Origin of the sequence: Paenibacillus sp. FSL H7-0323 (assembly GCF_038002725.1) — a bacterium.
Classification (GTDB): Bacteria; Bacillota; Bacilli; order Paenibacillales; family Paenibacillaceae; genus Paenibacillus_AQ; species Paenibacillus_AQ odorifer.
In genome coordinates, this window is record NZ_JBBODB010000001.1 from 1,091,665 (window position 1) to 1,115,413 (window position 23,749).

At 42.5% G+C, this 23,749-nt stretch carries 24 protein-coding genes; 18 read left to right on the forward strand and 6 right to left on the reverse strand.

The features are described from left to right. Nucleotides 1–17: 17 nt before the first annotated feature. From MHH89_RS05215 to MHH89_RS05225, 3 genes are read left to right on the forward strand one after another with little or no spacing between them, the layout of a single operon-like run. Nucleotides 18–737, forward strand: a complete 720-nt coding sequence (locus MHH89_RS05215; RefSeq protein WP_076129325.1) for an ABC transporter ATP-binding protein — start codon at nucleotides 18–20, stop codon at nucleotides 735–737. Then, nucleotides 727–2,115 (forward strand): ABC transporter permease, encoded by a 1,389-nt coding sequence (locus tag MHH89_RS05220; RefSeq protein WP_175619944.1) that lies wholly within the window; start codon nucleotides 727–729, stop codon nucleotides 2,113–2,115. Before MHH89_RS05215 ends, MHH89_RS05220 begins: the two co-directional genes overlap by 11 nt. Before the next feature lie 30 nt (nucleotides 2,116–2,145). After that, nucleotides 2,146–3,234 carry an efflux RND transporter periplasmic adaptor subunit gene (locus MHH89_RS05225; RefSeq protein ID WP_076129326.1) on the forward strand — a complete coding sequence of 363 codons (1,089 nt, stop codon included), beginning with the start codon at nucleotides 2,146–2,148 and terminating at the stop codon, nucleotides 3,232–3,234. Nucleotides 3,235–3,253: 19 nt separating this feature from the next. Here the strand turns inward: MHH89_RS05225 and nagZ are convergent, their stop codons facing one another. Beyond that, the gene (gene nagZ, locus MHH89_RS05230; protein WP_076301986.1) at nucleotides 3,254–4,552 is read right to left on the reverse strand and encodes a beta-N-acetylhexosaminidase; all 1,299 of its coding nucleotides are present in this window, start codon (nucleotides 4,550–4,552) and stop codon (nucleotides 3,254–3,256) included. A 127-nt stretch (nucleotides 4,553–4,679) separates the two neighbouring features. On the opposite strand from nagZ, the gene MHH89_RS05235 reads away from it, so the two are divergent. Then, nucleotides 4,680–5,183, forward strand: coding sequence for a ferritin (locus MHH89_RS05235; protein ID WP_076129328.1), 504 nt, complete (start codon nucleotides 4,680–4,682; stop codon nucleotides 5,181–5,183). A gap of 37 nt (nucleotides 5,184–5,220) precedes the next feature. Here MHH89_RS05235 and MHH89_RS05240 read toward each other — a convergent pair whose 3' ends face one another. Next, nucleotides 5,221–6,579, reverse strand: coding sequence for a PQQ-binding-like beta-propeller repeat protein (locus MHH89_RS05240; RefSeq protein ID WP_341086498.1), 1,359 nt, complete (start codon nucleotides 6,577–6,579; stop codon nucleotides 5,221–5,223). Between the two features lie 249 nt (nucleotides 6,580–6,828). Here MHH89_RS05240 and MHH89_RS05245 point away from each other — a divergent pair, with 249 nt between their 5' ends. The 9 genes from MHH89_RS05245 to MHH89_RS05285 all read left to right on the forward strand — a co-directional run bounded on the left by MHH89_RS05245 (nucleotide 6,829) and on the right by MHH89_RS05285 (nucleotide 14,995). Beyond that, nucleotides 6,829–7,698 (forward strand): cation diffusion facilitator family transporter, encoded by an 870-nt coding sequence (locus MHH89_RS05245; protein WP_076129330.1) that lies wholly within the window; start codon nucleotides 6,829–6,831, stop codon nucleotides 7,696–7,698. 135 nt (nucleotides 7,699–7,833) lie between these two features. After that, nucleotides 7,834–8,244, forward strand: a complete 411-nt coding sequence (locus MHH89_RS05250) for a bacteriohemerythrin (RefSeq protein WP_051491008.1) — start codon at nucleotides 7,834–7,836, stop codon at nucleotides 8,242–8,244. A 152-nt stretch (nucleotides 8,245–8,396) separates the two neighbouring features. Next, nucleotides 8,397–9,590, forward strand: coding sequence for a metallophosphoesterase (locus MHH89_RS05255; RefSeq protein ID WP_076129331.1), 1,194 nt, complete (start codon nucleotides 8,397–8,399; stop codon nucleotides 9,588–9,590). A 141-nt stretch (nucleotides 9,591–9,731) separates the two neighbouring features. Beyond that, nucleotides 9,732–10,181 (forward strand): MarR family winged helix-turn-helix transcriptional regulator, encoded by a 450-nt coding sequence (locus MHH89_RS05260; protein ID WP_076280715.1) that lies wholly within the window; start codon nucleotides 9,732–9,734, stop codon nucleotides 10,179–10,181. A 17-nt stretch (nucleotides 10,182–10,198) separates the two neighbouring features. Further along, complete coding sequence (locus MHH89_RS05265; protein ID WP_076280714.1) at nucleotides 10,199–11,005, forward strand: NAD(P)H-binding protein; 807 nt, start codon at nucleotides 10,199–10,201, stop codon at nucleotides 11,003–11,005. A gap of 71 nt (nucleotides 11,006–11,076) precedes the next feature. Continuing rightward, nucleotides 11,077–11,754 (forward strand): response regulator transcription factor, encoded by a 678-nt coding sequence (locus MHH89_RS05270; RefSeq protein ID WP_076129334.1) that lies wholly within the window; start codon nucleotides 11,077–11,079, stop codon nucleotides 11,752–11,754. Next, nucleotides 11,751–13,127: a sensor histidine kinase gene (locus MHH89_RS05275; protein WP_076194281.1), complete on the forward strand. Its 1,377-nt coding sequence runs from the start codon at nucleotides 11,751–11,753 to the stop codon at nucleotides 13,125–13,127. Before MHH89_RS05270 ends, MHH89_RS05275 begins: the two co-directional genes overlap by 4 nt. A 69-nt stretch (nucleotides 13,128–13,196) precedes the next feature. Next, on the forward strand, nucleotides 13,197–14,315 hold the full coding sequence (locus MHH89_RS05280; protein WP_076280713.1) for an ABC transporter permease: 1,119 nt from the start codon (nucleotides 13,197–13,199) through the stop codon (nucleotides 14,313–14,315). Beyond that, complete coding sequence (locus tag MHH89_RS05285) at nucleotides 14,312–14,995, forward strand: ABC transporter ATP-binding protein (protein WP_076280712.1); 684 nt, start codon at nucleotides 14,312–14,314, stop codon at nucleotides 14,993–14,995. Before MHH89_RS05280 ends, MHH89_RS05285 begins: the two co-directional genes overlap by 4 nt. A 24-nt stretch (nucleotides 14,996–15,019) precedes the next feature. Here the strand turns inward: MHH89_RS05285 and MHH89_RS05290 are convergent, their stop codons facing one another. From MHH89_RS05290 to MHH89_RS05305, 4 genes are read right to left on the reverse strand one after another with little or no spacing between them, the layout of a single operon-like run. Further along, on the reverse strand, nucleotides 15,020–15,910 hold the full coding sequence (locus MHH89_RS05290) for a LysR family transcriptional regulator (RefSeq protein WP_036678189.1): 891 nt from the start codon (nucleotides 15,908–15,910) through the stop codon (nucleotides 15,020–15,022). A gap of 22 nt (nucleotides 15,911–15,932) precedes the next feature. Then, nucleotides 15,933–16,787 carry an SDR family oxidoreductase gene (locus tag MHH89_RS05295; RefSeq protein ID WP_076280711.1) on the reverse strand — a complete coding sequence of 285 codons (855 nt, stop codon included), beginning with the start codon at nucleotides 16,785–16,787 and terminating at the stop codon, nucleotides 15,933–15,935. Nucleotides 16,788–16,821: 34 nt separating this feature from the next. Further along, nucleotides 16,822–17,298, reverse strand: a complete 477-nt coding sequence (locus MHH89_RS05300; protein ID WP_076129380.1) for a GNAT family N-acetyltransferase — start codon at nucleotides 17,296–17,298, stop codon at nucleotides 16,822–16,824. A 29-nt stretch (nucleotides 17,299–17,327) separates the two neighbouring features. Continuing rightward, on the reverse strand, nucleotides 17,328–18,164 hold the full coding sequence (locus MHH89_RS05305; RefSeq protein ID WP_305953559.1) for an AraC family transcriptional regulator: 837 nt from the start codon (nucleotides 18,162–18,164) through the stop codon (nucleotides 17,328–17,330). Between the two features lie 154 nt (nucleotides 18,165–18,318). Here MHH89_RS05305 and MHH89_RS05310 point away from each other — a divergent pair, with 154 nt between their 5' ends. The 5 genes from MHH89_RS05310 (at nucleotide 18,319) to MHH89_RS05330 (ending at nucleotide 23,699) form a co-directional block, all read left to right on the forward strand. Further along, a complete protein-coding gene (locus MHH89_RS05310) occupies nucleotides 18,319–19,482 on the forward strand; it encodes a Gfo/Idh/MocA family protein (RefSeq protein WP_076280710.1) in 1,164 nt (387 codons plus the stop codon). Between the two features lie 25 nt (nucleotides 19,483–19,507). Beyond that, nucleotides 19,508–20,269: a sugar phosphate isomerase/epimerase family protein gene (locus MHH89_RS05315; protein WP_341086502.1), complete on the forward strand. Its 762-nt coding sequence runs from the start codon at nucleotides 19,508–19,510 to the stop codon at nucleotides 20,267–20,269. Nucleotides 20,270–20,301: 32 nt separating this feature from the next. Continuing rightward, nucleotides 20,302–21,390: a Gfo/Idh/MocA family protein gene (locus MHH89_RS05320; protein ID WP_076280709.1), complete on the forward strand. Its 1,089-nt coding sequence runs from the start codon at nucleotides 20,302–20,304 to the stop codon at nucleotides 21,388–21,390. Nucleotides 21,391–21,420: 30 nt separating this feature from the next. Next, nucleotides 21,421–22,422: a Gfo/Idh/MocA family protein gene (locus MHH89_RS05325; protein WP_076280708.1), complete on the forward strand. Its 1,002-nt coding sequence runs from the start codon at nucleotides 21,421–21,423 to the stop codon at nucleotides 22,420–22,422. Between the two features lie 236 nt (nucleotides 22,423–22,658). Then, a complete protein-coding gene (locus tag MHH89_RS05330) occupies nucleotides 22,659–23,699 on the forward strand; it encodes a hypothetical protein (RefSeq protein ID WP_076129344.1) in 1,041 nt (346 codons plus the stop codon). Nucleotides 23,700–23,749: the final 50 nt, after the last annotated feature.

The window sequence follows — 23,749 nt, forward strand, 5'->3', positions numbered from 1 at the left end:
GAAGAGGAGCAGCTCCAATGTTGCGAGTGGAAAATGTAACGCATTCTTATAAAAACGGTAATGAAACTACAGCAGTGCTTCATCAAATTGACTTTTCTGTGAAAGAGGGGGAGATGGTAGCACTGCTGGGGAGCTCGGGTTCCGGTAAGTCAACGATGCTCAATCTGATGGCAGGACTAATGAAACCTACGGAAGGCCATATTTATATTGCCGATCAAGATATCGTGAAGATGAGTGAGAATAAGCTATCGGAATTTCGCAGAAAAAATATCGGGTTTATCTTTCAAGCTTATGAGCTGATTACTAGCATGACAGTCCGTGAAAATGTAGAGCTGCCGCTGGTTTTTCAATCCGTTGCACCCTCTATACGTAAACAAAAAGCTTTAGAATTGTTGGAAGGAGTCGGCATTCCTGATAAAGCCGACTTGTTCCCTTCCCAGCTGTCTGGCGGACAGCAGCAGCGTGTTAGTATTGCACGCTCCTTGATTACGGAACCATCTGTTATCTTTGCAGATGAACCAACCGGAAACCTAGATTCGAAGACAGAAGAAGAAATTATCAATATCCTGCTTAACCTGAACAAGAAGATGAAGACCACCTTCATAGTTGTAACTCACGAGCTAAAAGTCGCGGAGCAAATGCAGCGGATATTCACGCTTCGGGACGGATATATGATTACTGAAAACCAAACTTCTTCGAATACTGAACTCGAAGGGGGTATACTCATTGAGGATTAGTGATATTTCCCGCTTGGCTTGGGAACAGGTCAAACGGCGGAAAGTTGTCACAGGTCTTTGTATGGCTGGCATATCCATTGGATGTGCTGCAATCATAGTTGCATTAAGTATAGGAGACTCCGCACAGAGCTACACGGAGCGGGAAATCAACCGCAATTTCAAAATGGATGAAATTACGGTGTCTCCCAACGGAGGTATACCCTCCCAAGGAGGAGGCAACGGTGGCAGCGGATCGTCTGCGGCCAATGAAAAGCTTGATCCCGGCAGGCTGACAGCACAAAAGCTGGAGATTATTAAAGGCTTGCGGCATGTAACTGCAGCAGCTCCCTTTCAAGAGCTAGGGTACATACAGATGTTGACTATCGATAATAAAATAACAGATGTACAGCTTATTGGAACGGATCTACGCTTGTTAACGAAATATGATAAGAAATTCAAACAAGGCGGAGCTTCTGATTTGGTAGGAATGGCTGTACTGAACTATGGTGCAACCGTTGGACTGATTGATAACGAAACTCGGCAGCGTCTTTTTGAACAACTGAGTACAGATCCATATAACAATAAGTTGATGGAACAGTACAACAGCTTAAGCATGCTTCCAACAGATATGTACAAGCAACAGGTTCAATTACAGTCTTTTGATCCCGCCTCTCAAACTGGAGGGATGTTGGTTAGCTCACCGATTCAAGTGGTGGGAATCCTCGACAACCCGAGTGGAACGAACGAGAACATGGCTATGTACGACAAGAAGATCTATGTGTCACTAGAGACTGGCGAGCGGCTTGTAGAACAAATGAAGCTATCGAGTGGAACCGCTGGGCAAAAGGGTGTCTATAACTCAGCGATTGTAAAGGTAGACAGCACTGAGAATATCGTGGAACTAGAGAAGCTTATTCAGAAACTTACTCTAACAACAAGCACGAATTTGTATCAAAAAGAGGCACTCGCTGATACCTTCAGCATGGTCAAGAAAGCAGCTCTCGGTATAGGTGTATTTATTCTGATTATTGCTTCGATCTCCATTATCGTTGCGATGACTATGTCCACTCATCAACGACGACGGCAGATCGGTATTATGAAAGTGTTGGGCGCCAATATGGGCCAGATCCGCAATATGTTCATTACAGAAGCGGCATTGCTCGGGATGTTGGGCGGATTGCTCGGCATAGCCTTTTCATACTTGATTGTATTAGGAATTAATAAGCTCATCGGTAACTCTTCAGGAATGGGTGGAGGCGAGCCTTTGGTGATTTATATTCCTCTGATGACTCTTCCGGTAGGGATCGCATTTGCGGTAATGACAGGGGTATTATCGGGTATTTATCCGGCGATCAGTGCATCCAGAACGAATGCACTCACGGCGATTAAACGGGATTAGCTATTTTTAAGTTGAAAGGAAGCCAAAGTGATGAAGAGGAGAATCAAGTGGATTGTATTGGTACTGATTATAATTGCAGCAGGTTATTTTCTATATAGTAAGATGTATAAGCCTGAAGCGCAGTTAGAGCCTGTTGAACCCCCACAAGCCATAACTTTTGAGGTCACACAGGAGACCATTACCAATTCCATACAGGTTAAAGGTAATTCTAATTATGAGAAAGAAACGCTTGTTTATGCTCCATATGCTTCAAAGGTGACAAAGTGGAAGGTTGAGAACGGTGGACAGGTCAAAAAAGGTGATTTACTGTTTACTCTCGATCAGGAAGCCTTGAAGAATGAGATTGCTACACAAGAGGCGACCATCCGTAAAGCAAAGCTGGAAGCAGAGCTGAATGCATTTGTGAGCCAGCAAGACGAGGAGAATGCAGCCCTTGGTGCAACTGAAGCAGAACGGATTAAAGCACTCACAGCCCAAGAAGCAACACGGCTAGGGGACGAGCTTAATCAGGTCAATGCCGAAATACAGGCACGCGAATTAACAGAGAAAAAAGCCAAACTCAAAACAGCACTTTATTATGCTCCGGCAACCGGCATTTTCTTATTTGACAGTGCAAGCGAAATTCCGCAAACAGTGACAGATAATCAATATATCGGAAAAATAGTAGATATGAACAAGCTAGAATTCATTGCTCTTGTAGGTGAACAAGACGTCTTCCGTATAAAGACAGGCATGAAGGTTGACGTAAAAATGACAGCTATAAAAGATTTGAAGTTATCTGGAGAAGTTACGAAGGTGGCGAAATTTGCAAAGACAGCTTCAGGTCAGAATGCTACTGCCAGTTCGGTTCCTCAATTCGAAGTGGTTATCACGCTGCAGCCTGACGAGCATTTGATCGGTGGCTTAAGCTTAAACGGAGAAATTGAAACAGTTCGCAAAGAAAATGCCACCGTTGTATCCAGCATAGCTGTAATGCATGAAGGAGACCTCTCCTACGTTATGCTGGATAAAGGGGACGGGCAATATGAACGAAAAGACATCGAAGTGGGTCTGGAAACTACGGACAAAACAGAGGTTCTCTCTGGGTTGAAGGTTGGAGATGTTGTTGTTCTTCAGTAACAATGACTAACGCTTAGATTTACTTCTCAATCGTTTGACGCCAAACGTTAATCTCTTTATTAAGATCGGTAAGATCAGGAACCGGGATTTGCTCATCGGAAAGGTTATATTTGGCTTTTAAGGCTAAGATCCGATAGACGCTTTCATCAATCCGTGTTTCTTGAATCTTACCGTTTTTTACGTTTTGCAGGAGGGAGTCCATGACCCGTTTTTCATTATCATAGCCGTGAGCGACAAGGAGAATATCACTACCTGCATTCACAGTATCTACTGCTGCTGTAGTCAGATCGTAGTTCTTCATAATGGCTCCCATGGTTAGATCGTCTGTAATTACGATTCCTTGGTAGCCCATTTCATCTCGAAGCTGTTCACCAATAATGGTACGCGATAAGGATGCGGGTTTGTCTGGATCTAATTTTGGAAACAAAATATGAGCGACCATTACGGCGTCCGTCCCCTCTTTAATGGCTGCTTGGAAGGGGAGCCATTCTAAGTCGGCTAGCTGACCGGCTGTTTTGTTCACAATCGGCAGATCCAGATGGGAGTCGACAGAAGTATCTCCGTGTCCTGGGAAATGCTTGACAACAGGAACGACGCCTTCGCTCTCAATTCCCTTCATTTCGGCAATCCCTAGTTGAATGACTTGGCCAGCAGCATTGCCGAACGACCGGTCTCCGATGACTGGATTGTCTGGATTGCTATTGATATCGAGAACGGGAGCAAAGTTCATATTAAATCCGGCTGAACGTACTTCTCTTGCGAGCAGCTTTCCCATTTTCTCGGCAGCAGCAGCGTCATTACTTGCACCCACTGTTCCGTTAGAAGGGAATGTAGCATATTCTTTAGGCATCCGGCTGACTTTTCCACCCTCCTGATCAACACTCATGAATAGTGGGGCAGGGTTACCAGTGTTACTCTTTTTCATAGAATTGATAAGACTGATCATCCCTTTCAGGCTTTTAATATTGTCCTTATAGAGGATGATTCCACCTATTTTGTCTTCGGTAATCATCTTTTTAGCTTGCTCATCAAGGACAGTTCCATCAATTCCAACTAGGAGCATTTGTCCGATTTTTTCTTCCAAAGTCATCTCAGCAACCTGAAGAGCAATTGGATCGCTGACTGCTGAGGGGGTGGGAGCCAAGCTGGTGGTTGGTGCAGGTGTGGATTGGGAGGTCGGTGAATCGGTAGCTTCGGACTGTGAATTACTGCTGCTATTAGAACAGCCAGCAATGAGGAACAGTGACACCATAGCTGCAATAATGAAGAGTGTACCGGAAATCTTAGGCTTTAGGCTGTGACGGGTGAATCTAATCATCTGAATAGTCGTCCTTTCGTTAGCTAAATTAGATATTGGGAGAGGAATCCTTGCTGACTTAGAAGCACGGTGATAAGATAAACTTAAATATTTACATATTAAATTTGAATAATGAGGTGACGGTCCAATGAAAGATGGATTAGTACAAGCACTTAATGAACAGATGAATTTCGAGTTTTATTCCGCTCATGTTTATCTAGCGATGGCTGCTTATTGTTCCGGCGAAAGTCTGGATGGATTTGCAAACTTTTTTCTAATTCAAGCCGAAGAAGAACGGTTCCATGCCATGAAGATTTATAAATTCCTTAACGACCGGGATAACCGTGCTACACTAGAAGCACTACCAGAGCCGAAGAACGAATATAACTCGATGTTAGATGCTTTTGAACATGCCTTCGCGCATGAACAGCAGAACACTAAACGGTTCTATCATTTGGCTGACCTTGCTCTGGATGAGCGTGAACATGCGACGATTTATTTCTTGAAATGGTTTATAGACGAGCAAGTAGAAGAAGAAGCACTCTTTAGCAACATCATCAGTAAACTGAAACGAATTGAAAAAGATAGCAACGCCTTCTACATGCTGGATGCCGAGTTTGCTGCACGTACTTTTACAGCTCCGGCTGAATAAGTTATTGAAGCCCAACAGCCTGAGAAATCAGGCTGTTTTATTTTATAGAGGTAGGAAGTTTAATCGCGAGCAGCTTATTATCCGTCCGAATCATCAGCATCCCTCCAGTTTTAAGGGAAGGGACAAAGTTACGAGAGCCTGTGTTCACAGTGAAAATAGGCTTTAGAGTTAACATGTCATAAGCGTGAAATAGGCCGTCAGATTGTCCACTATAAACCACGTTTCCGAACAGATCCGTCTGTACCACTGGATTCTCTCCAATATTGAGGTCGACAAGCTGGCCGGTTCCTAGCTTCAGTGCGGATAAAGTACCTTTATCTTGATTTTGAAATAACATTCTTAGTTGATAAACTTGGTTCAATGGAGAGTCTTTTTCTTTAACCATCGAGGCCCAGGTTTGCACCGGTTTACCCTCTGCAGAATAATTCCAGAAATCATATTTCACAAACTTACTGCCCTGAAAGATATAAAAGTCCTTTCCATCCAAAAACGCGTTTCCATTCATCCCATTATAACTGTACACACCATCTTTATTCTCGGTATCTGTCCATTTATATAAACGTTCTCCTTTTAATTCACCTGTCTTTATGTTGAACACGGATACTTTGACTTTTCGATTTACCGGGTCATCATCCATCATAAATGTATTCGTGATAGAGTAGAGGAGCCCATCCTTCACTGCTAACGGCATCCACTGCCGGGTCTGGTCCCATAGTTTTTTTCCTGTCAGACTGTCATAAGCGGCGAGTCCAGCAGTTGTTAAGGCCCCTTGAGACAGATAGCTGCGAATAACGACCCCATCTGATTCCATGACCTCTGATAAGCCTGTAAAGTTATTGCTTTTCTCTACAGCCTTCCATTTGATCTTTCCGGTTACGGCGTCAACTGCTGCTAATTGTTCCTCTTGAGTAACATAAATAGTAGATCCTAAACGCTGTATATTTGTAGCTTTGGGGAGTGTTATGGAAGCCGACCATGCTTTTTTACCTGCCTCATTAACGGCATATAGGGAGCCGCTTTGGGTCAGACCGTAGATAAATCCATTGCTGTACGTGAATAGCGGCGCTAATCCACTTCCGAACTCCCATATTTTTTTGCCTGTTGCCGCATTCATTGCGGTTAATTTTTCATTGCGCTGCAACGCAAAGATCTTCCCGTTTTCCGCGAGTGCTGTAATGTCCTGTCCGGTGATTCTGTCTTTTTTTAAAATGGCGAGTTGTGCTGACCAAACAGGTTTTAGGATCGGGGCTGTGACTTCACTGTAATAAGTGTTACTTAGGCTTACAATTGCTTTTTCTGCAGAAATGACTGACATTGATCCACTGTTTGTTATTGGAATTAAAATACTCCCTATAGCTAAACATGTAACAATTTTCTTCGGCAAAGACTGAATCATCACTCCACGCTCCTTTGAATTAGTCATTACTATAATTAGACAATAAAAATAGCAAAAAGTTACTATTCCAGAAGAATGGAAGCAAAGTTGAACGGGGGCAAACTATGTTGCGTCCTGCAAAACAGTTACGACCTTGCAACTCTATTTGACAGAGGGAACTATTGCGCCCCGTAGCAACACTGTTTCTCTAGACCCACCCGATTCTCAAAGTGTAGTATAGAACAATACTATTCTTTGGGGGTTCTTTTTTTGGAAACTTATAACGACATTAAACAAGGCGAAAAAGGAGCTTGGCTAAGCATCGTTGCTTATATCTTTTTATCAGCTATCAAGCTGTTCATAGGTACGGTCTCAGGATCTCAAGCGTTGCTTGCAGATGGATTGAATAACAGTACAGATATTATTGCTTCTATCGCGGTACTAATTGGCCTGAAGATTTCCAGAAGACCGCCGGATTCGAACCACAGCTACGGGCATTTTAGAGCGGAGACCGTGGCTTCATTAATTGCTTCATTCATTATGATTGCGGTAGGGCTTCAAGTTTTGTACCAAGCTGTGAACAAATTTATTCAACCAGCACTGGAAAGTCCTGATCTCATAGCGGCGTGGACGGCAGTGGGCTGTGCTGTAGTTATGATGGCTGTCTATATGTATAATATTAGGCTAGCCCGTGCCATTAACAGTAACGCAATGCGGGCAGTAGCACTGGATAATCGATCAGATGCTATAGTTAGCGTGGGCGCTTTTATCGGAATTGTGGCTTCCTCCTTGGGCGTTCCTTGGCTTGACCCGCTTACAGCCATCATTGTCGGACTAATCATCTGTAAGACGGCATGGGATATCTTTAGCAAAGCTACGCATGATCTGACGGACGGATTTGATGCGGAAGAGCTTGAACATATGAAAGAAACTGTGGCAGAAATTGATGGTGTACAATCCATAAAAGATATCAAAGCCCGTATCCATGGGAATAACGTATTAGTAGACACAACTGTGCTAGTGGATTCTCAGCTAAGTGTAGTGCAGAGTCATGATATTACGGAAGAAATTGAAGAACAGTTAAAAGACCGGCACCAAGTTTCCAATGTACTTGTACATATCGAACCCGTGATGAAGTAGAGATTTATCAGTAGGTGCCATATGTACAGCTAATGGTTGAATATAAGCACCTGTGATGTTGTTAATAGTTCTTTTGTGGAGAAAGGTGGAAAATAAAATTAAAATGTAATTTTCAAGAAACGGAATGGTGATTTCATGATCGCTTGGAAAGATTCATATGATATCGGTGTAGAAAAAATTGACTGCCAGCACAGACAGTTGTTAGCGAAATTGAACGAATTCTTTGAAGCATGCAGTAATCAGCAAGGGAAAGAAAAGATTGAGGAAACACTGAAATTCTTAAAAGAATACACGATTGAACATTTCAGTAATGAAGAGCAGCTGATGGAGGAGATCAACTTCCCTGAACTAGCTGAACATCGTCAGACGCATGCTGATTTCGTGAAGGCAGTTCTCGAATTGGAAGAAACGGTCAAAACAAAGGGAGTATCCGTACTCTCAACCATCAAGCTTAATCGAACGTTAACAGACTGGCTGATAAATCACATCAATAAATGCGATAAGCTGATTGGTCAATGTATGGCCACACGTGATAAAGCGATATAAGATAAACCTCCAAAGAAGATGCCGATGGGCATTTTCTTTTTTTAGTTCCGATGTTTTCCGAACACCGCATTGCAGTTTATACTGGGTTAACGGATTGTGTTATGATTTGAGATAAGAAGTAGAGAAGTAGTTAGGTAAAGGGGAGAGAAACGATGAAAACATTACGAATGTTAGCTTCAGGATTTGCTATGCTGCTCATTCTGGGTCTTGTTAATTTCTACATTGGCTATCACGGCTGGTTACTTATTCATGAATGGTTTTCAGGTGTTTCGTCAGCAGTATTCTGGACATTATTTATGCTGATCGCTTTTGCGTATGTCATTGGAATGATCCCATGGCCAAAATCGGTTAAACCGATCGCCAGATTCTTTAAAGTGATTGGATCGTATTATTTAGCGTGTATGGAATTTGCAATCATTATGTTACCTTTGGCAGACCTATTATATGTGATACTGGGATGGTCAGGAATCAATCGTACCTATTACATTGCAGAAGCGGGCGGGACAATTCTGATATTACTGGCAGTCTTTCTGGTCTGGGGTTCAATCAACGCCTGGAGTACCGTGATCCGCACACATTCCATACCTATTGATAAATCTATTGGCACCAGCACGCCATTAACGATCGCGGTTGCTTCAGACCTGCACTTAGGGAATATCGTGGGCAATCGTCATCTCAAAAAAATGGTGGCACAAATGAACGCGATGCAACCCGATGTGATTTTGCTGGCTGGAGATGTCTTGGATGACAGCATTGAACCTTTTATCCGCAATAGTATGAGTGAACAGATTAAACAGTTAAAAGCTCGTTATGGTGTCTACGCAGTACTGGGCAATCACGAATATTATGGTGGATCAATTAAGGAATATACCGATTTGATGAGTAGTATTGGGATCAAGGTCCTGCAAGATGAGGTTGAAGAAGTCGCAGGAACGTATATTGTAGGCCGAAAAGACAAGACAGCCGAGACGATGGAAGCTGGTGGCAGACAAAGTGTAAGCACCTTGCTCGAAGGACTTGATCTTACACGTCCTGTGATTATGATGGATCATCAGCCTACAGGCTTCGACGTAGCCGCTCAAGCTGGGGTAGACGTTCTACTCTCTGGTCATACGCACCGAGGACAGATTGCTCCTAATCACTGGATCACTAAACGTTTGTTCGAGCTGGATTGGGGATATCTTCGTAAGGACAATTTGCATGTAGTGGTGTCGTCAGGATATGGAACATGGGGACCCCCAATTCGTTTAGCTAGCCGGTCGGAGATCATTAAGCTGGAGGTTATGCTGGAGGGTTCTAAAAAATACAGTGAAGAGCCTGTTTCCACAAAAACGGTGTTAATCTAAAGTGAGTTTATTTAGAGGCTGTTTCATCAGCAGATTTATTCTGCCAGGTGAGGCAGCTTCTTTTTTTTGACAACTCATGGGGAGTGTAGTATGTTTAAAATTAGTTAAGGACTTAACTATATTGGAGCTGAATTATAGAATATGGATCATTTACAACAGTTTGTGCTGAATCAGCCATTGCATACCAAAGCATTTTTTACATTAGTTGAAGCTACTGCAAATTTAGTTTCTGTTTCTGAGAAATATTGGCAGTCGAAAGGATTGAATGGAGCAAGAATTCGTATCTTGGTGGAGATCTCTAAACAGGGAGGTGCGATTCTGCCTTCTACATTGGCTCACATTATTGGAGTTACCAAAGCTAATATAAGCATGCTGTTAACACCATTGGAGCGAGATGGATTAATAACCCGTTCGAATGATACCAAGGATGGCAGAAAAAGCGTCATTTCGATTACGACTGAAGGCCAGCAATTACTTCTGGAGCATCTTCCAGAGAATCGTAAGGCTGTCGCAGAGAGAATGAAGAATCTGAATGATCAGGAGCTTCATCAACTTATCTTTTTATTGCAAAAACTGAGTACATTGGAATAACAGAAAGGGTGTTATGTATGTCGATTATGGTTACAGGAGCCACAGGTCAATTAGGCAGCTTAATTATGGAGAAGCTTGAGAAGTACGTTCCGGCTAGTCAAGTTATTGCTTGTGTTCGTCAGCCAGAGAAAGCTGTTAATTATTTAGGAAAAGGGTTCGAAGTCCGTTTTGGCGATTATGACCAGTTAGATACGCTGATTGAAGCTTTTACTGGGGTCACAACGTTACTTTTAATCTCCAGCTCTCATACCGATGATAAGATCAGATTATATCAGCATGCTCAGGTCATTCATGCAGCACAAAAGGCCAATGTGAAGCATCTGCTTTATACTGGATTTGCCTTTCCACCCAAAGGTCCGATTCCTTCTTATCATGTCCATTTACTAACTGAGCAGATGATTCTTGAATCAGGGATAGATTATACGTTTCTACGTAACGCTTTGTATATAGATTTTGTGGGTGTGCTTGGGTTGAAGGAAGCGATGGAAAGCGGCGAGCTACCCACTTATCCAGGGAACTGGCAGTTTAATTCAGTCACTCGTGAGGACCTCGCTTTAGCTACGGCAAAGGTTCTTACAACGAATGGACATATGAACCAAGTCTACGAACTAGCTGCACCCAACGTTTGGGACTTCAACGAATTAGTTGATGTATTATCAGAGTTATCAGGGAAAAAAATTACGTTTCGCCAGGATTCAAGTATTCAGCATTGGATTTATTCGTTTTTAGCGAAGATAGATACTGCTTCTACATCAAAAGATCTGGAGAGACTGATGGAGCGGCCGGTTACCACACTTAGAGAGAGTATCAAGCCTTTTGTTTGATCTGACTTTAGTTGTTCTATCGTTATAAAGTTGTTACTATGAGTTCATCCATTATTCAGGGAGTGTAAATGATGAAGAAGATTTTAGTAGCAGATGACGATGTGAATATTCGAACATTATTAAAACATGTACTAACAAGGGAAGGATATCAGGTGATGGAGGCCAGTGATGGCCGAGATGCGATACATAAATTGCAGGACAGTATTGCGGATTTAGCGGTCGTAGATGTAATGATGCCACATGTAGATGGGTTAGAGCTATGTCAGCATATTAGAGAAACGTATGATATTCCGATTATTTTATTGACAGCACGTCAGCAGCTGAGTGATAAAGAGCAAGGTTATTTGCGGGGGACGGATGATTATCTAACGAAACCTTTTGAGCCTGAAGAGTTGCTATTTCGAATCAAAGCGTTATTTCGCCGCTATTCCATTGCTTCAGATGATCGGATTCGATTAAATTCTCTAGTTATTGACCGCAAAAATTATGAAATAACCGATGGTGATGAGGTTTTGCTGCTACCGGTAAAAGAGTTTGAGCTTCTGGCTCAATTGGCACAATATCCAGGCAGGTTATATACACGTAGTGAGTTAATTGAACTGGTATGGGGCATGGATTATGAAGGGGATGAGCGAACAGTCGATGTACATATCAAACGTTTGCGTCAGCGCTTCGTAGATTATCAGGAAGATTTTGTGATCCGAACCGTTCGAGGCATTGGCTATAAATTGGAGATGGTTAACGTATGAGATCCTTGTATGTCCGGATGTGTATTGTCTTCTGTTCAGTAATTGTGGTGAGTAGCCTTCTTGGATTTTTGGTGTCTAATATTTACTATCAAGCCCAGATTAAATCTCAGAACGATGCCAAACTTACCGGAATGGCTATCGAGGTTCAACAATTCGCAGAATCACATCCGGAGACAATGGAGGATTATTTGCGGAGTATAGCCAAGCTGGGTTATAAAATCTATTTAACAGATGCTGAAGGGGAATCAAGATTCTACGGTAAGCCCTTTAGAAAAGAAGATTTGGATGAGCAGCAACTAGAGAAGGTTCTGAATGGGCAAATTTATCATGGGGTTGCGGATTTCCCGGACAGTGCATTTATTACCGGATTTTTTGATAATCAACTGCGTAATTCAATTGGTGTTCCTGTAAAAGTAAACAATGAGACGTATGCTTTGTTTATGCGTCCGGATGCTGAAGTACAATTCGGTGAGCTGCGCGTCTTTTTTGCTGTGATCATTGGGTTCACCGTGTTGTTTAGCTTAGGCTTTGTAATGATTAGCGTACTGCATGTAGTTAGACCTATTACACGTTTGACGACGGCCACTAAACGGATCTCAAAAGGCAGATACGATATCAAATTGAATACGTGGCGGCGTGATGAGATTGGTCAGTTAGCTTCCCATTTTATGATTATGAGCCGGGAGCTGGAACGAACAAATCGGGCACGTCAGGAATTTGTCGCTAATGTATCACATGAAATTGAGTCGCCATTAACATCAATTCAGGGATTTGCCCAAGCGTTACAAGATTCAACCTTACCTGAGGATGAACGGTTACAGTATCTCAATATCATTGACCAAGAAAGCCATCGTCTTTCATTGCTAAGCAAACAGCTGCTTACCTTGTCTTCGCTTGATTATGATCCTAATTCCATACAGAAAAAGTCGACAGACTTGCGTGCACAACTAAGACAGGTCGTACAAATCATGGAATGGAGATTAACAGAGAAACAACTGGCCGTGCGTTTGAATCTTGCAGATATCAGCGTTCTAGGTGATCCAAATCTATTGTTCCAGGTATGGATGAACCTGCTCTCCAACGCCATAAAATACACACCTGCTGAGGGTTCCATTATGATTTCCGCGAAGCTTGTGGAACAGAACTGTATTGTTTCTGTGTCTGATACGGGTGAAGGCATTTCAGCCGAGGAGTTACCGTTAATCTTTGATCGTTTCTATAAAGTAGATCGAGCACGAACACATGAAACCCATAGCAGCGGACTTGGACTTGCGATTTCTCAAAAAATCGTAGAAGCGCATAACGGAACCATTGAAGTAACCAGTACTTTGGGTGAAGGGACTACCTTTACAGTTACACTTCCGCTTTTGTAATTCATTATTCATACTCCGTTCATTTTCATCTTCTAAACTGTGACTATACAGATTAGAAGGAGTGGTAATATGTTTTTAGCCTTAAGGGAAATGCGACATTCTAAAGCCAGATACCTATTAATTATGGTTATCATGTTATTGGTTTCCTTTCTTGTACTTTTCGTCACGGGACTAGCCAGAGGATTAGCTTATGCAAATATCTCTGCAGTAGAGAACATGCCGGCGAATTATTTTGTAGTGCAAGGGGATGCGGATCAGACCTTTAGACGTTCTCAGTTAACAGATGCGGAGCTCCAGAATGTACGTGCAGTAGTTGGAGACAATAATGCATCTTCACTTGCAATGCAGATGAGCACTGTCACTGCTAACGAGGCAGACGTAAAAGCAGATATTACTTTTTTTGCAGTAGATATGAATGGGTTATTAGCTCCTAAAGTAGTTGAAGGTGACAAGATTACGAATGAGACAAACGGTAAAGTCCTTGTTGATCGTGACCTGGAACAGTCAGGAATTAAACTTGGCAGTATCATTCGTGATCAGGCGACCGGGATGGAATTTACTGTCGCAGGTTTTGTTGAGGATAGCTCTTACAGCCATACCCCAGTAGTTTATATCAACAATCAGGATTGGCAAGCTATGAAGCAGGGGGTTAACCAAGGAGAAGAAACCTCTTCGTCGGTACCGTTTAATGTGATTGCCCTTAATGCGAATGCTGATCAAGTAAATAAGATTTCAACGAATGTAAAAGATGTAGAGGTCATTACGCAAAAAGTAGCTATTTCCAATATTCCGGGCTACTCGGCAGAGCAGGGTTCACTGCTAATGATGATTGTTTTCCTGTTTGTGATCGCAGCGTTTGTTCTGGCAGTATTCTTCTATGTCATTACGATTCAGAAAACTAGTCAGTTTGGTATTCTGAAGGCGATGGGTACCAAAATGTCTTACTTGGCTTGGAGTGTGGTAGGGCAGGTTATGATTTTAGCTATTTCAAGTCTTTGCATTAGCTTACTGCTTACCTTTGGGATGAATAAGGTTCTGCCTGATTCGATGCCATTCCAACTGGAGCCTTCCACCATTCTTTTAACCAGCTGTTTATTCGTTGGGATGTCTCTTTTAGGATCACTAATTTCTGTCGCTAAAGTGGCAAAAGTAGATGCATTAGAAGCTATTGGGAGGGCTGGAGCATGAGTGCAAAACTAATCATGAAGCAAGTAACCAAAAACTACGGTGATGGCGATACAACGGTGTCTGTGCTGAACAATTTGAATCTGATCGTTAATGAAGGGGAATTCGTTGCTGTCCTTGGACCTTCGGGAACAGGGAAAAGTACATTCCTTTCAGCGGCTGGTGCACTTCTAACACCTACTAGTGGTGAAATTTTTATAGATGGGGAATCATTTACAGATAAAAGTAAAAGTGAGCTGACGGAGCTCCGTTTAGAGAAGATAGGTTTTATGTTCCAAAGCGCTCAGTTGTTGCCTTATTTGAAGGTGGAGGAGCAACTCCTTTTTGTAGCCAAGCAGGCGAAAATGAGTGCTAAGGAAGCGAAGGAACGGGCTGCTGATTTGATGAAGCGGCTGGATATCTGGAAACGGCGTAATCATTATCCGGAACAGCTCTCCGGTGGGGAGAAGCAGCGTGTAGCTATCGCTAGAGCATGGATGAATAAACCAGCGATTCTTTTTGCAGATGAACCGACAGCCAGTCTGGACTTCAAACGCGGAAGAGAAGTTGTACGCATGATCGCTGATGAGGTGAAGAGTGAAGGTAAAGCAGCGGTAATGGTCACTCATGATGAACGGATGCTCGAATGGTGTGACCGCGTTCTGCATCTGGAAGACGGGCATTTGGTTGAACATCAAGTATAATTTCATAGTGTGGAAGAAAAAAAGCTACTTGTCTTTTCTAAAGACAAGTAGCTTTTTTATAAAGACATCGGTAGCTAAGGAAGAAGAACATTCTTGATGTCGGATGATTGAGAATTGCCTTTCCAGATGATGTTGTCTGATTGGCAGCTCTTTGATCTCACCGCTTTCTAGTTCCTTCCGTACAATCCATCTGGAGAGCATGGCGATTCCGAGGCCAGAGGCTACAGCTTCTTTAACACCTTGAGAGCTGTTGAAGACATAGGATCTTTTAACAGATATATCTTCCTCCTGTAGGAAATGATCACTGAAAGCTCGTGTACCCGAGCCGTGCTCCCGAAGCACCCAAACCTGATCCTGCAACATGCTCTGCTCCACAGAAATCGCTTTTGACAGAGGGTGGGTAGCAGGAGCGACCATAATCATCTCGTCTTTCATATAAGGAGTGACATTCAGATCATTCTCATGGACCTCACCTTCAATAAACCCTATGTCCAGTTCGTTGGATTTAACGCCTCCAATAATCTCCTCAGTATTGCCTATCGTCACTTGCAGCTTGACCTGCGGATATTGATTGGCAAAATCAGCAAGTCTTGCCGGCAAAATATATTCACCTATAGTAAAACTAGCGCCGATATGTATACTCCCAGTGACTTCGTCCTGAAGCATATGGATTTCCTGACTTGCTTCATCGAAATGAGCCAATATTTGTTTGGCGTGTTTATAAAGAATACTGCCGGCTTCTGTTAATCTAACCTGTTTAGAAGAACGATGCAGGAGTTTAGCACCGAGCTCATTCTCAAGATTCCGGATATGCAGACTGACACCGGGTTGAGATAAATTCAGCGCTTCTCCTGCTTTGGAAAAATGACTCAGTTCAGCTACAGTAACGAATACGCGTAATGGATCTACAATCATTGTAATCCCTCATTAGATTAGTCTATACTCCCGAATAAGCCAAGAATCCACCGTCAACGGGGACGGTAACTCCGGTCACAAAGCTTGACATTGCTTCATCTGCTAACCAGAGTAGTGTGCCAAGCAGATCCTCCGGCTGTCCAAAGCGGCGCATTGGAGTATGAGAGATGATTTTTTGGGAACGGTCTGTAAGCTCGCCATCTTCACGAACCAACAGCTTCTCATTTTGTTTAGTAAGGAAAAAGCCAGGGGCAATGGCATTCACACGTATACCAGACTCAGCGAAATGAACGGAGAGCCACTGGGTGAGATTATTAATTCCTGCTTTGGCAGCGCTGTAGGCAGGTACTTTGGTCATTGGAGAAGGTGCGCTCATGGATGAAATATTAATAACAGATGTGCCCGTTCTGCCGAGCATCTGCTTGGCAAAAACTTGGGTTGGGATCAATGTTCCAATCAGATTAAGGTCCATCACATTGCGAAATCCATCTACACTAAGGTCAAAAAAAGTAAATATGTCCGGGTTCTCCAGATCATCATTTTTGAAAATCTCTTGGGTCGTATTTGCTGAGGAATCATTTCCGCCAGCACCGTTAATTAATAGATCGCAAGGACCCCAGTGATTCTTAACAGCTTCTGCGGCTTTCATAACACTCTGTTGATCTGTAACATCACAGGAAAGTGAAATCGCTTGACCGCCTGCGGCTGTAATTTCAGCGGCAACCAAATCTCCCTTAGCTGCGGTGCGATTTAGAATCGCGACTTTAGCTCCTTGCCGACCTAACTCTAGCGCCATAACCCGGCATAATACACCGGCTCCTCCGGTAATCACAGCGATTTTTCCTTCTAATGCTGGATGCAAAGTTAATTCTATCATAACCATTGAACCTCCCTAAAAGTCCTGAGTGTGATTAAAGTTCCTTATCAAGTACGTGCTGTGATTTTTTTGGCGAAAATCCTATATGATTATAGAACTGTACAGCATCTTCTCTGGTTTGATTGGTACGTACTCTAATTTTGCTAAACCCTGTTTGGATTGCCCATCGTTCACAGGTTTCTACAAGCTGTCTGCCAATTCCTTCTCCGCGGCAAGTCTGATCAACAACAAGACCTCCGATTTCAATAAATGAAGGAGATTCAAGTAAGATTCGAACGGTCGCATGTATCCATCCTACCAATTGGTGATCTGATTCAGCTACATATACAGTATGATCTTTGTGTGTTCCGATTTCTTGTAGTCTTTCTCCTAATTGTTCGATATTCAAAGGATATCCAAGCTGGCTTGAGAGTCTTGCTATCTCTTGAATGTCGCTTATAGATGCTGTTCTGATAAGAATATCGTTCACCACCTCAAAATTGTAGGTTAGAGCCTTTTTATTATAGTTCATCACATAGATTAAGACATTCCCTAATAAATTTACTTAGTGCTGTTACGATAGGCAGAAGGGGAGATTCCTATTGTCTTTTTGAAATATTTAGAGAAATGGGCTAATTCCATACTGACTTGCTCCGCGATATCTGAAATGCTGAAATTGCTATAAGAAAGCTGTCTTTTAGCATGCTCCATTCTTTTCAATTGTACATAATGCATGGGGGGAACCCCTATAAATTTCTTGAAGTAGGGGATGAAATAGTTCGGATGTAAGTGGACAATTTCTGCTAACTCTTCTATTTCTATGGGTTTATCCAGCCGCTCATCAATATATTGAAGCACATAGGCGAGCTTTCCTTGATCCCCCGTATGTATAAATTCTTGCATAAAGTCTGTTTTGATATTCTCGTTCGATTCAAGACAAGTAGCAATTAGATTGAGGACGTTCGCCTGAGTACGCAGAATGGACAATACATCATCTTTTTGAAACTGTTCGATCATTTCTGTGAAAATAACCCGTACGGAATCTGGGTTGGGCGCATCACAGATAAACAGTTTGTTTGCCGAATGGAATAAGGGCCACTCCCCAATATCAGCATCAAAATGGCAGAAATAGCGTGTATAGGGATCATTCATTGACGTCTCTGTAGTTTGAGTGCTTCCTGCGGGCATGATCATTAGCTGACCAGCTCTCGGATAATAAGTAACACCGTTAATGATAACTTTTCCCTCACCGCGGTCAATAAAATACAGCCGATTAAAGGTTGGAGTTTCCAACGTACGATTCCACCCGCTATATCCGCTTCTTAGTTGGGCATGAGTCACTTTTACGGTAAGATTCTGGAGGAATCTGCCGGTAAGGTTACCTGGATTATTCATCATCTAGCTCCTCTATGACTTGATTATCCTTATTATAACGAATTAATTTAACTAAATCATCTTATTATTGTGCAAATAATGCTTAGTTTCGCTCATGTTCATGTCTATTAATTAAGTATATTCTCATAACATAACCTCAAATAGGGAAGTGATCTGATTGAATAAAGTACGGTATGGCATTATTGGAATTGGGAATATGGGGAGTGCACATGCACAAAGTCTGTTGAATCATATTAAAGATGCTGAGCTTGCAGCTGTATGTGATGTAAGGGAAGAACGTTTGAAATGGGCAGAAGAGCATTTACCGGAAAGTGTACAGAAATTTGCAACACCCCAAGAGTTATATGAGTCTCATCTCATAGATGCAGTATTAATCTGTACTCCACATTATGATCATCCAACTTTAGCTATCGAGGCTTTTCAATATGGATATCATGTATTGGTAGAGAAACCGGCTGGGGTTTATACCAAAGCTGTTAAGCAGATGAACGAAGCTGCAGCAAAGTCTGATCGTAAATTCGGAATCATGTATAACCAGCGGACGAATCCTTTGTATCAAAAGCTTAGAGATCTCATACAGTCTGGTGAACTAGGCGAAATCCGCCGCACAAATTGGATTATCACCAACTGGTACAGATCACAAAGCTATTATAACTCTGGTGGTTGGCGGGCTACATGGGCAGGCGAAGGTGGCGGGGTGCTGCTGAATCAAGATCCTCATCAACTAGATTTATGGCAGTGGACGACAGGTATGATGCCTAAGCGGATCAGAGCATTTTGTCATTTTGGTAAATACCGCAATATTGAGGTTGAAGACGATGTAACCGCTTATGTGGAATATGAAAATGGTGCGACAGGGCTTTTTATCACCACAACAGGTGAAGCACCGGGAACTAACCGTTTCGAAATTACTGGTGATCATGGAAAAATCGTAGTGGAAGACGGGAAATTAACCTTTTGGCGTCTACGCACGGCGGAGCCGCAATTCAATGCAGAGTTTACGGGAGGATTCGGCAGTCCAGAATGTTGGAAATGTGAGATTCCTGTAGAAGAGGGTGGCGGGGAACAGCATAAAGGAATTTTGCGGAACTTTACGAATGCCATTCTACACGATGAGAAATTGTTAGCTCCGGGTGAGGAAGGCATTCACGGTCTAACGCTATCTAATGGGATGTATTTATCGGCTTGGACCGACGATTGGGTGGAGTTACCGATTGATGAAGATTTATTTTATGAGAAGCTCATGGAAAAGGTGGAGAATTCTAACTTCAACAAAGAAACCACAGCCGCCCAAACCTTTGATGTTAAGGGAACTCATTAAATTTTAATCAGAGAGGAAAGATCCTATGAATCGTTCAACCATTGCTGCTCAAATGTACACATTACGTGATTTTACTAAAACTGCGGAGGATATAAGATCTACTTTTCAAAAGGTCTCTGCTATGGGTTATGAAGCTATTCAGATTTCAGGCATCGGGCCAATCGATCCGAAGCTCGTAAAAGAGTATGCGGATGAAGCAGGTCTGGCAATATGTGCAACCCATGTGTCTTGGGATCGGCTAGTGAGCGATTTGGATGCTTTAGCCGCTGAACATAAGCTGTGGAACTGCAAAAATATTGGACTAGGAAGTTTACCGGAAAAATTCCGTACGGGGCAAGAAGGTTACCGTGAATTCGCCAAGCTGATGTCGGGCATTGCAGTTACACTAAAAGAACAACATGATTTGCAATTTGTTTATCATAATCACGATTTTGAATTTGAACGGTTTGATGGATTGACTGGCATGGAAATTCTGCTCACTGAGTCTGATCCTGCTGTTGGTTTTGAGCTGGATTTATATTGGGTTCAAGCGGGCGGAGGGAGTCCAGCCGAATGGATACGCAAAGTTGCAGGTCGAATGCAGGTAGTGCATTTAAAAGATATGGCGATTGTTAATAGAAAACAGATCTTTGCTGAAATCGGTGAAGGGAATATGAACTATAAAGAAATTATCAATGTCTGTCGCGAAACGGGTGTTGAATGGTTCGTAGTGGAGCAGGATGTTTGCCGCCGTGATCCTTTTGAAAGCTTGGAGATCAGTCTGCGGTATCTTCTTGATACCTTATAGAATGGAGTAATACTAATAGGAGGAGGGTTTCTATGAATCGAAAAAATGGGATGACCTATGCACCAACGTATGAATCCAAACCCGTAGTGAAGCCGGGGGAATTCATCATTGCCGCTATTGCCCTAGATCACGGTCATATTTACGGGATGTGTAACGGACTGGTTGAGGCAGGGGCAGAGCTGAAATGGGTATACGATCCGGACGAGGAAAAGGTCAGAAATTTTATTAGTAAATATCCCGGTGTCAAAGCTGCCGGATCAATGGAAGAAGTTCTGGAAGATCCCGAAGTACAATTAATTGCAGCGGCCGCAATTCCATCTGAACGAGGACCTTTAGGCAATAGAGTAATGGCTCATGGTAAGGACTATTTTACGGATAAAGCCCCCTTTACGACCCTGGAACAGCTTGAATCCGCTAGAGCAATGGCAGCTGCAACCAATAAGAAATATATGGTCTACTATAGTGAACGCCTTCACGTTGAAAGCGCTATCTATGCGGGGCAGCTGATTCAACAAGGCGCTATTGGCCGTGTCCTGCAAGTCATTGGATTAGGGCCACATCGTCTAAATGCTCCTAACCGGCCGGAATGGTTTTTCCAAAGGGAGAAATATGGTGGGATTCTATGTGACATAGGCAGTCATCAAATAGAACAATTTTTGTATTATGCAGATTGTCAGGATGCTTCGGTTATTCATAGTAAAGTGGCCAATTACAATCATCCGACTTATCCCGAATTAGAGGATTTTGGTGATGCTACTCTTGTAGGGGACAATGGGGCAACACAATATTTTCGCGTGGATTGGTTTACCCCTGATGGGCTGGGCACTTGGGGAGACGGGCGCACGATGATTATGGGGACTGAAGGATACATTGAACTGCGTAAATATACTGATATAAGTCGTTCAAATACACCGGATCATGTGTACTGGGTCAATGGGGAAGGGGAACATTATGAGCATGTAGCAGGAAAGGTTGGTTTTCCTTTCTTTGGTGAGCTAATCCTTGACTGTCTGAATCGGACAGAGCTGGCGATGACACAGACCCATGTGTTCAAAGCTGCCGAGCTATGTCTGAAGGCTCAAGAGCAAGCGATCAATCTAACCCCAGCAATACTCAGATAACGATGGAATGATGAACGGAGGGTAATATAGATGAAAGAACTTGGAGCAGCCATTATTGGATGCGGAGCCATTTTCCCTCTTCATGCAAAAACCTTAACAGGCATCGATGGTGTGAGACTACTTGCGGTTGCAGATATTGATGCTGACAAAGCATTGCAGACATCTAATGAATATGACTGCCAAGCCACTAATAATTATAGAGAAATTTTGAAGGATGACCGTATTCATGTTGTACATCTCTGTACGCCTCATTATTTACATGCAGAAATGGCTACGGAGTTGTTACAAGCAGGAAAACATGTCCTTACCGAAAAGCCTATGGCGGCAGATCTTCCTTCAGCCAGACGAATACTTGAAGCCGCACAGCAAAGCACAGGTCAGCTTGGTGTGGTGTTTCAGAACCGTTATAATGATGCCTCGATGTATATTAAGCAGGTGATTGACTCAGGAATATATGGGAAGCTGCTCTGTATGAAAGGAATCGTGACCTGGCACCGTAGCGAAAGTTATTATAGCGATAGTAACTGGAGAGGACGCTGGTCTACGGAAGGTGGAGGTCTGCTAATTAACCAAACCATTCATACACTGGATTTACTTCAGTGGTTTGGTGGAGAGGTGGCATCGGTGAAAGGGAGTATTACCACGGATGTGCTAAATGGGGTCATAGAGGTAGAAGATACCGCCCATGCCTGCATCGATTTCACTAGTAATGTCAGGGGGCTTTTTTATGGTACAAATACCTATCTGGAGAATTCTCCAGTGGAGCTGGAGCTAGTTTTTGAAAAGGGTACTATCAACCTCCGCAGAGATCATTTGTATCTTTGGAAGGATGGAAAGGAAACCTTGCTGTGCGAGCCTAGTTTCAGTGCCACGGAAGGTAAATCCTATTGGGGCACCGGGCATAAGAGACTGATTGAGGACTTCTATGAGCATGTAGCCAGGGGCCAAAAGTTTTGGTTGGATGGTGCTGAAGGGATAAAAGCGCTGGAGTTGGTGGCGGGGATTTATAGTTCATCGCAGAAGGCTGAATAAATAATAAATAAGCTGTATCAAAAGTAGAGTAATCTACGAATGATACAGCTTATTGTATTTTAATGTAAAACACTTGTACTCAATCCTCCTAAATCAACGAAACTCTAAATAACCTGTAACCTTCCTTGGTAGCTTGTCCATGGGGTTGATTTATGTAATTATGTTCTTGGGTAAGTAATTCGTAGATTTACAATAAATATACACTGATGATTAACGGCAAGTAGGAGGGATTAGGAATGAGTGTTACATGGAAAAGAAGGATTCTGATCAATGATCCTATTTCATTAGATCCAGTTCAGATTCAGCAAGACTTGTACAGCGGCAACCAAGTTATTGTCCAGTTCTCTGATCCATCGACCTATGGTTCGATTCTGGATGAAGTAAATGAGCTTTGCGCGCGTTTTGATGAAAATTTTGGAGTGCGTTTTTATGGCCACTATTCTGTATCCTTTGATTGTGAGACACTCCTGCAGATTCCAAATGTTAAAATGCTGCTGCTGAATTGTCTTCACCAGGCACATAACACGAACGTATTGGCTAAGCTGAATAACCTGTATAGTCTGAGCGTGGGGATATATGAGCTTGAAAATCCGGAAATTCTGAGTATAGATACGTTACGGTCTCTAAGTATTTTAAATATTAGCTCGGAGAAAAAGATGCTTAATCTGGAATACCTAAAAGAATTCTCCCGTTTAGAACAGTTGCATGTTATAGGTAAGGTTAAAAACCTTGATGCTATTGGAGATCTGGAGGATCTTACCTATCTCGCGCTGCACTCCATCAGCAATAAACCCTTACATTTTATTAATCGGCTAAAGAAATTGAAAGACCTACGTATTTTACTTGGAGGCAGAGAACATATTCAGGACATCGAAGAAAATGAAATCGAGAGCCTGGAAATTTGTAGAGTCCGTGGCTTTCATGACCTGAGTAATATTTCGGTTTTTCGTGCGTTAAAAAAGCTTGTGATTGAAGATCAAATCCAGCTACGTGAGATTAACTTTGATCAGCAGATGAAGGCACTGGAAGAGCTAACGATTATGAATTGCAAAACATTGGCTCATTTGACGGGAATGGAGCAATTACCTTTTCTGCACAAGCTTCGTATTTTCAAAACGGCGATCGATTTTGATTCATTTATAGAACAAGAGCTTCCAATCGGCTTAACCACAATAGAGTTTGCAACTTTTAAAAGAAAAGTAGATCAGGAAATTCAAAAAACAATAGTGGGGTTGGGCTATCAAAACGGAATTGTCTACAATGAGAACAGGGCATGATGCAGCCTTTTTTTGTTCCATAAATCTTGAGGACTTATTTCTATCTTTTT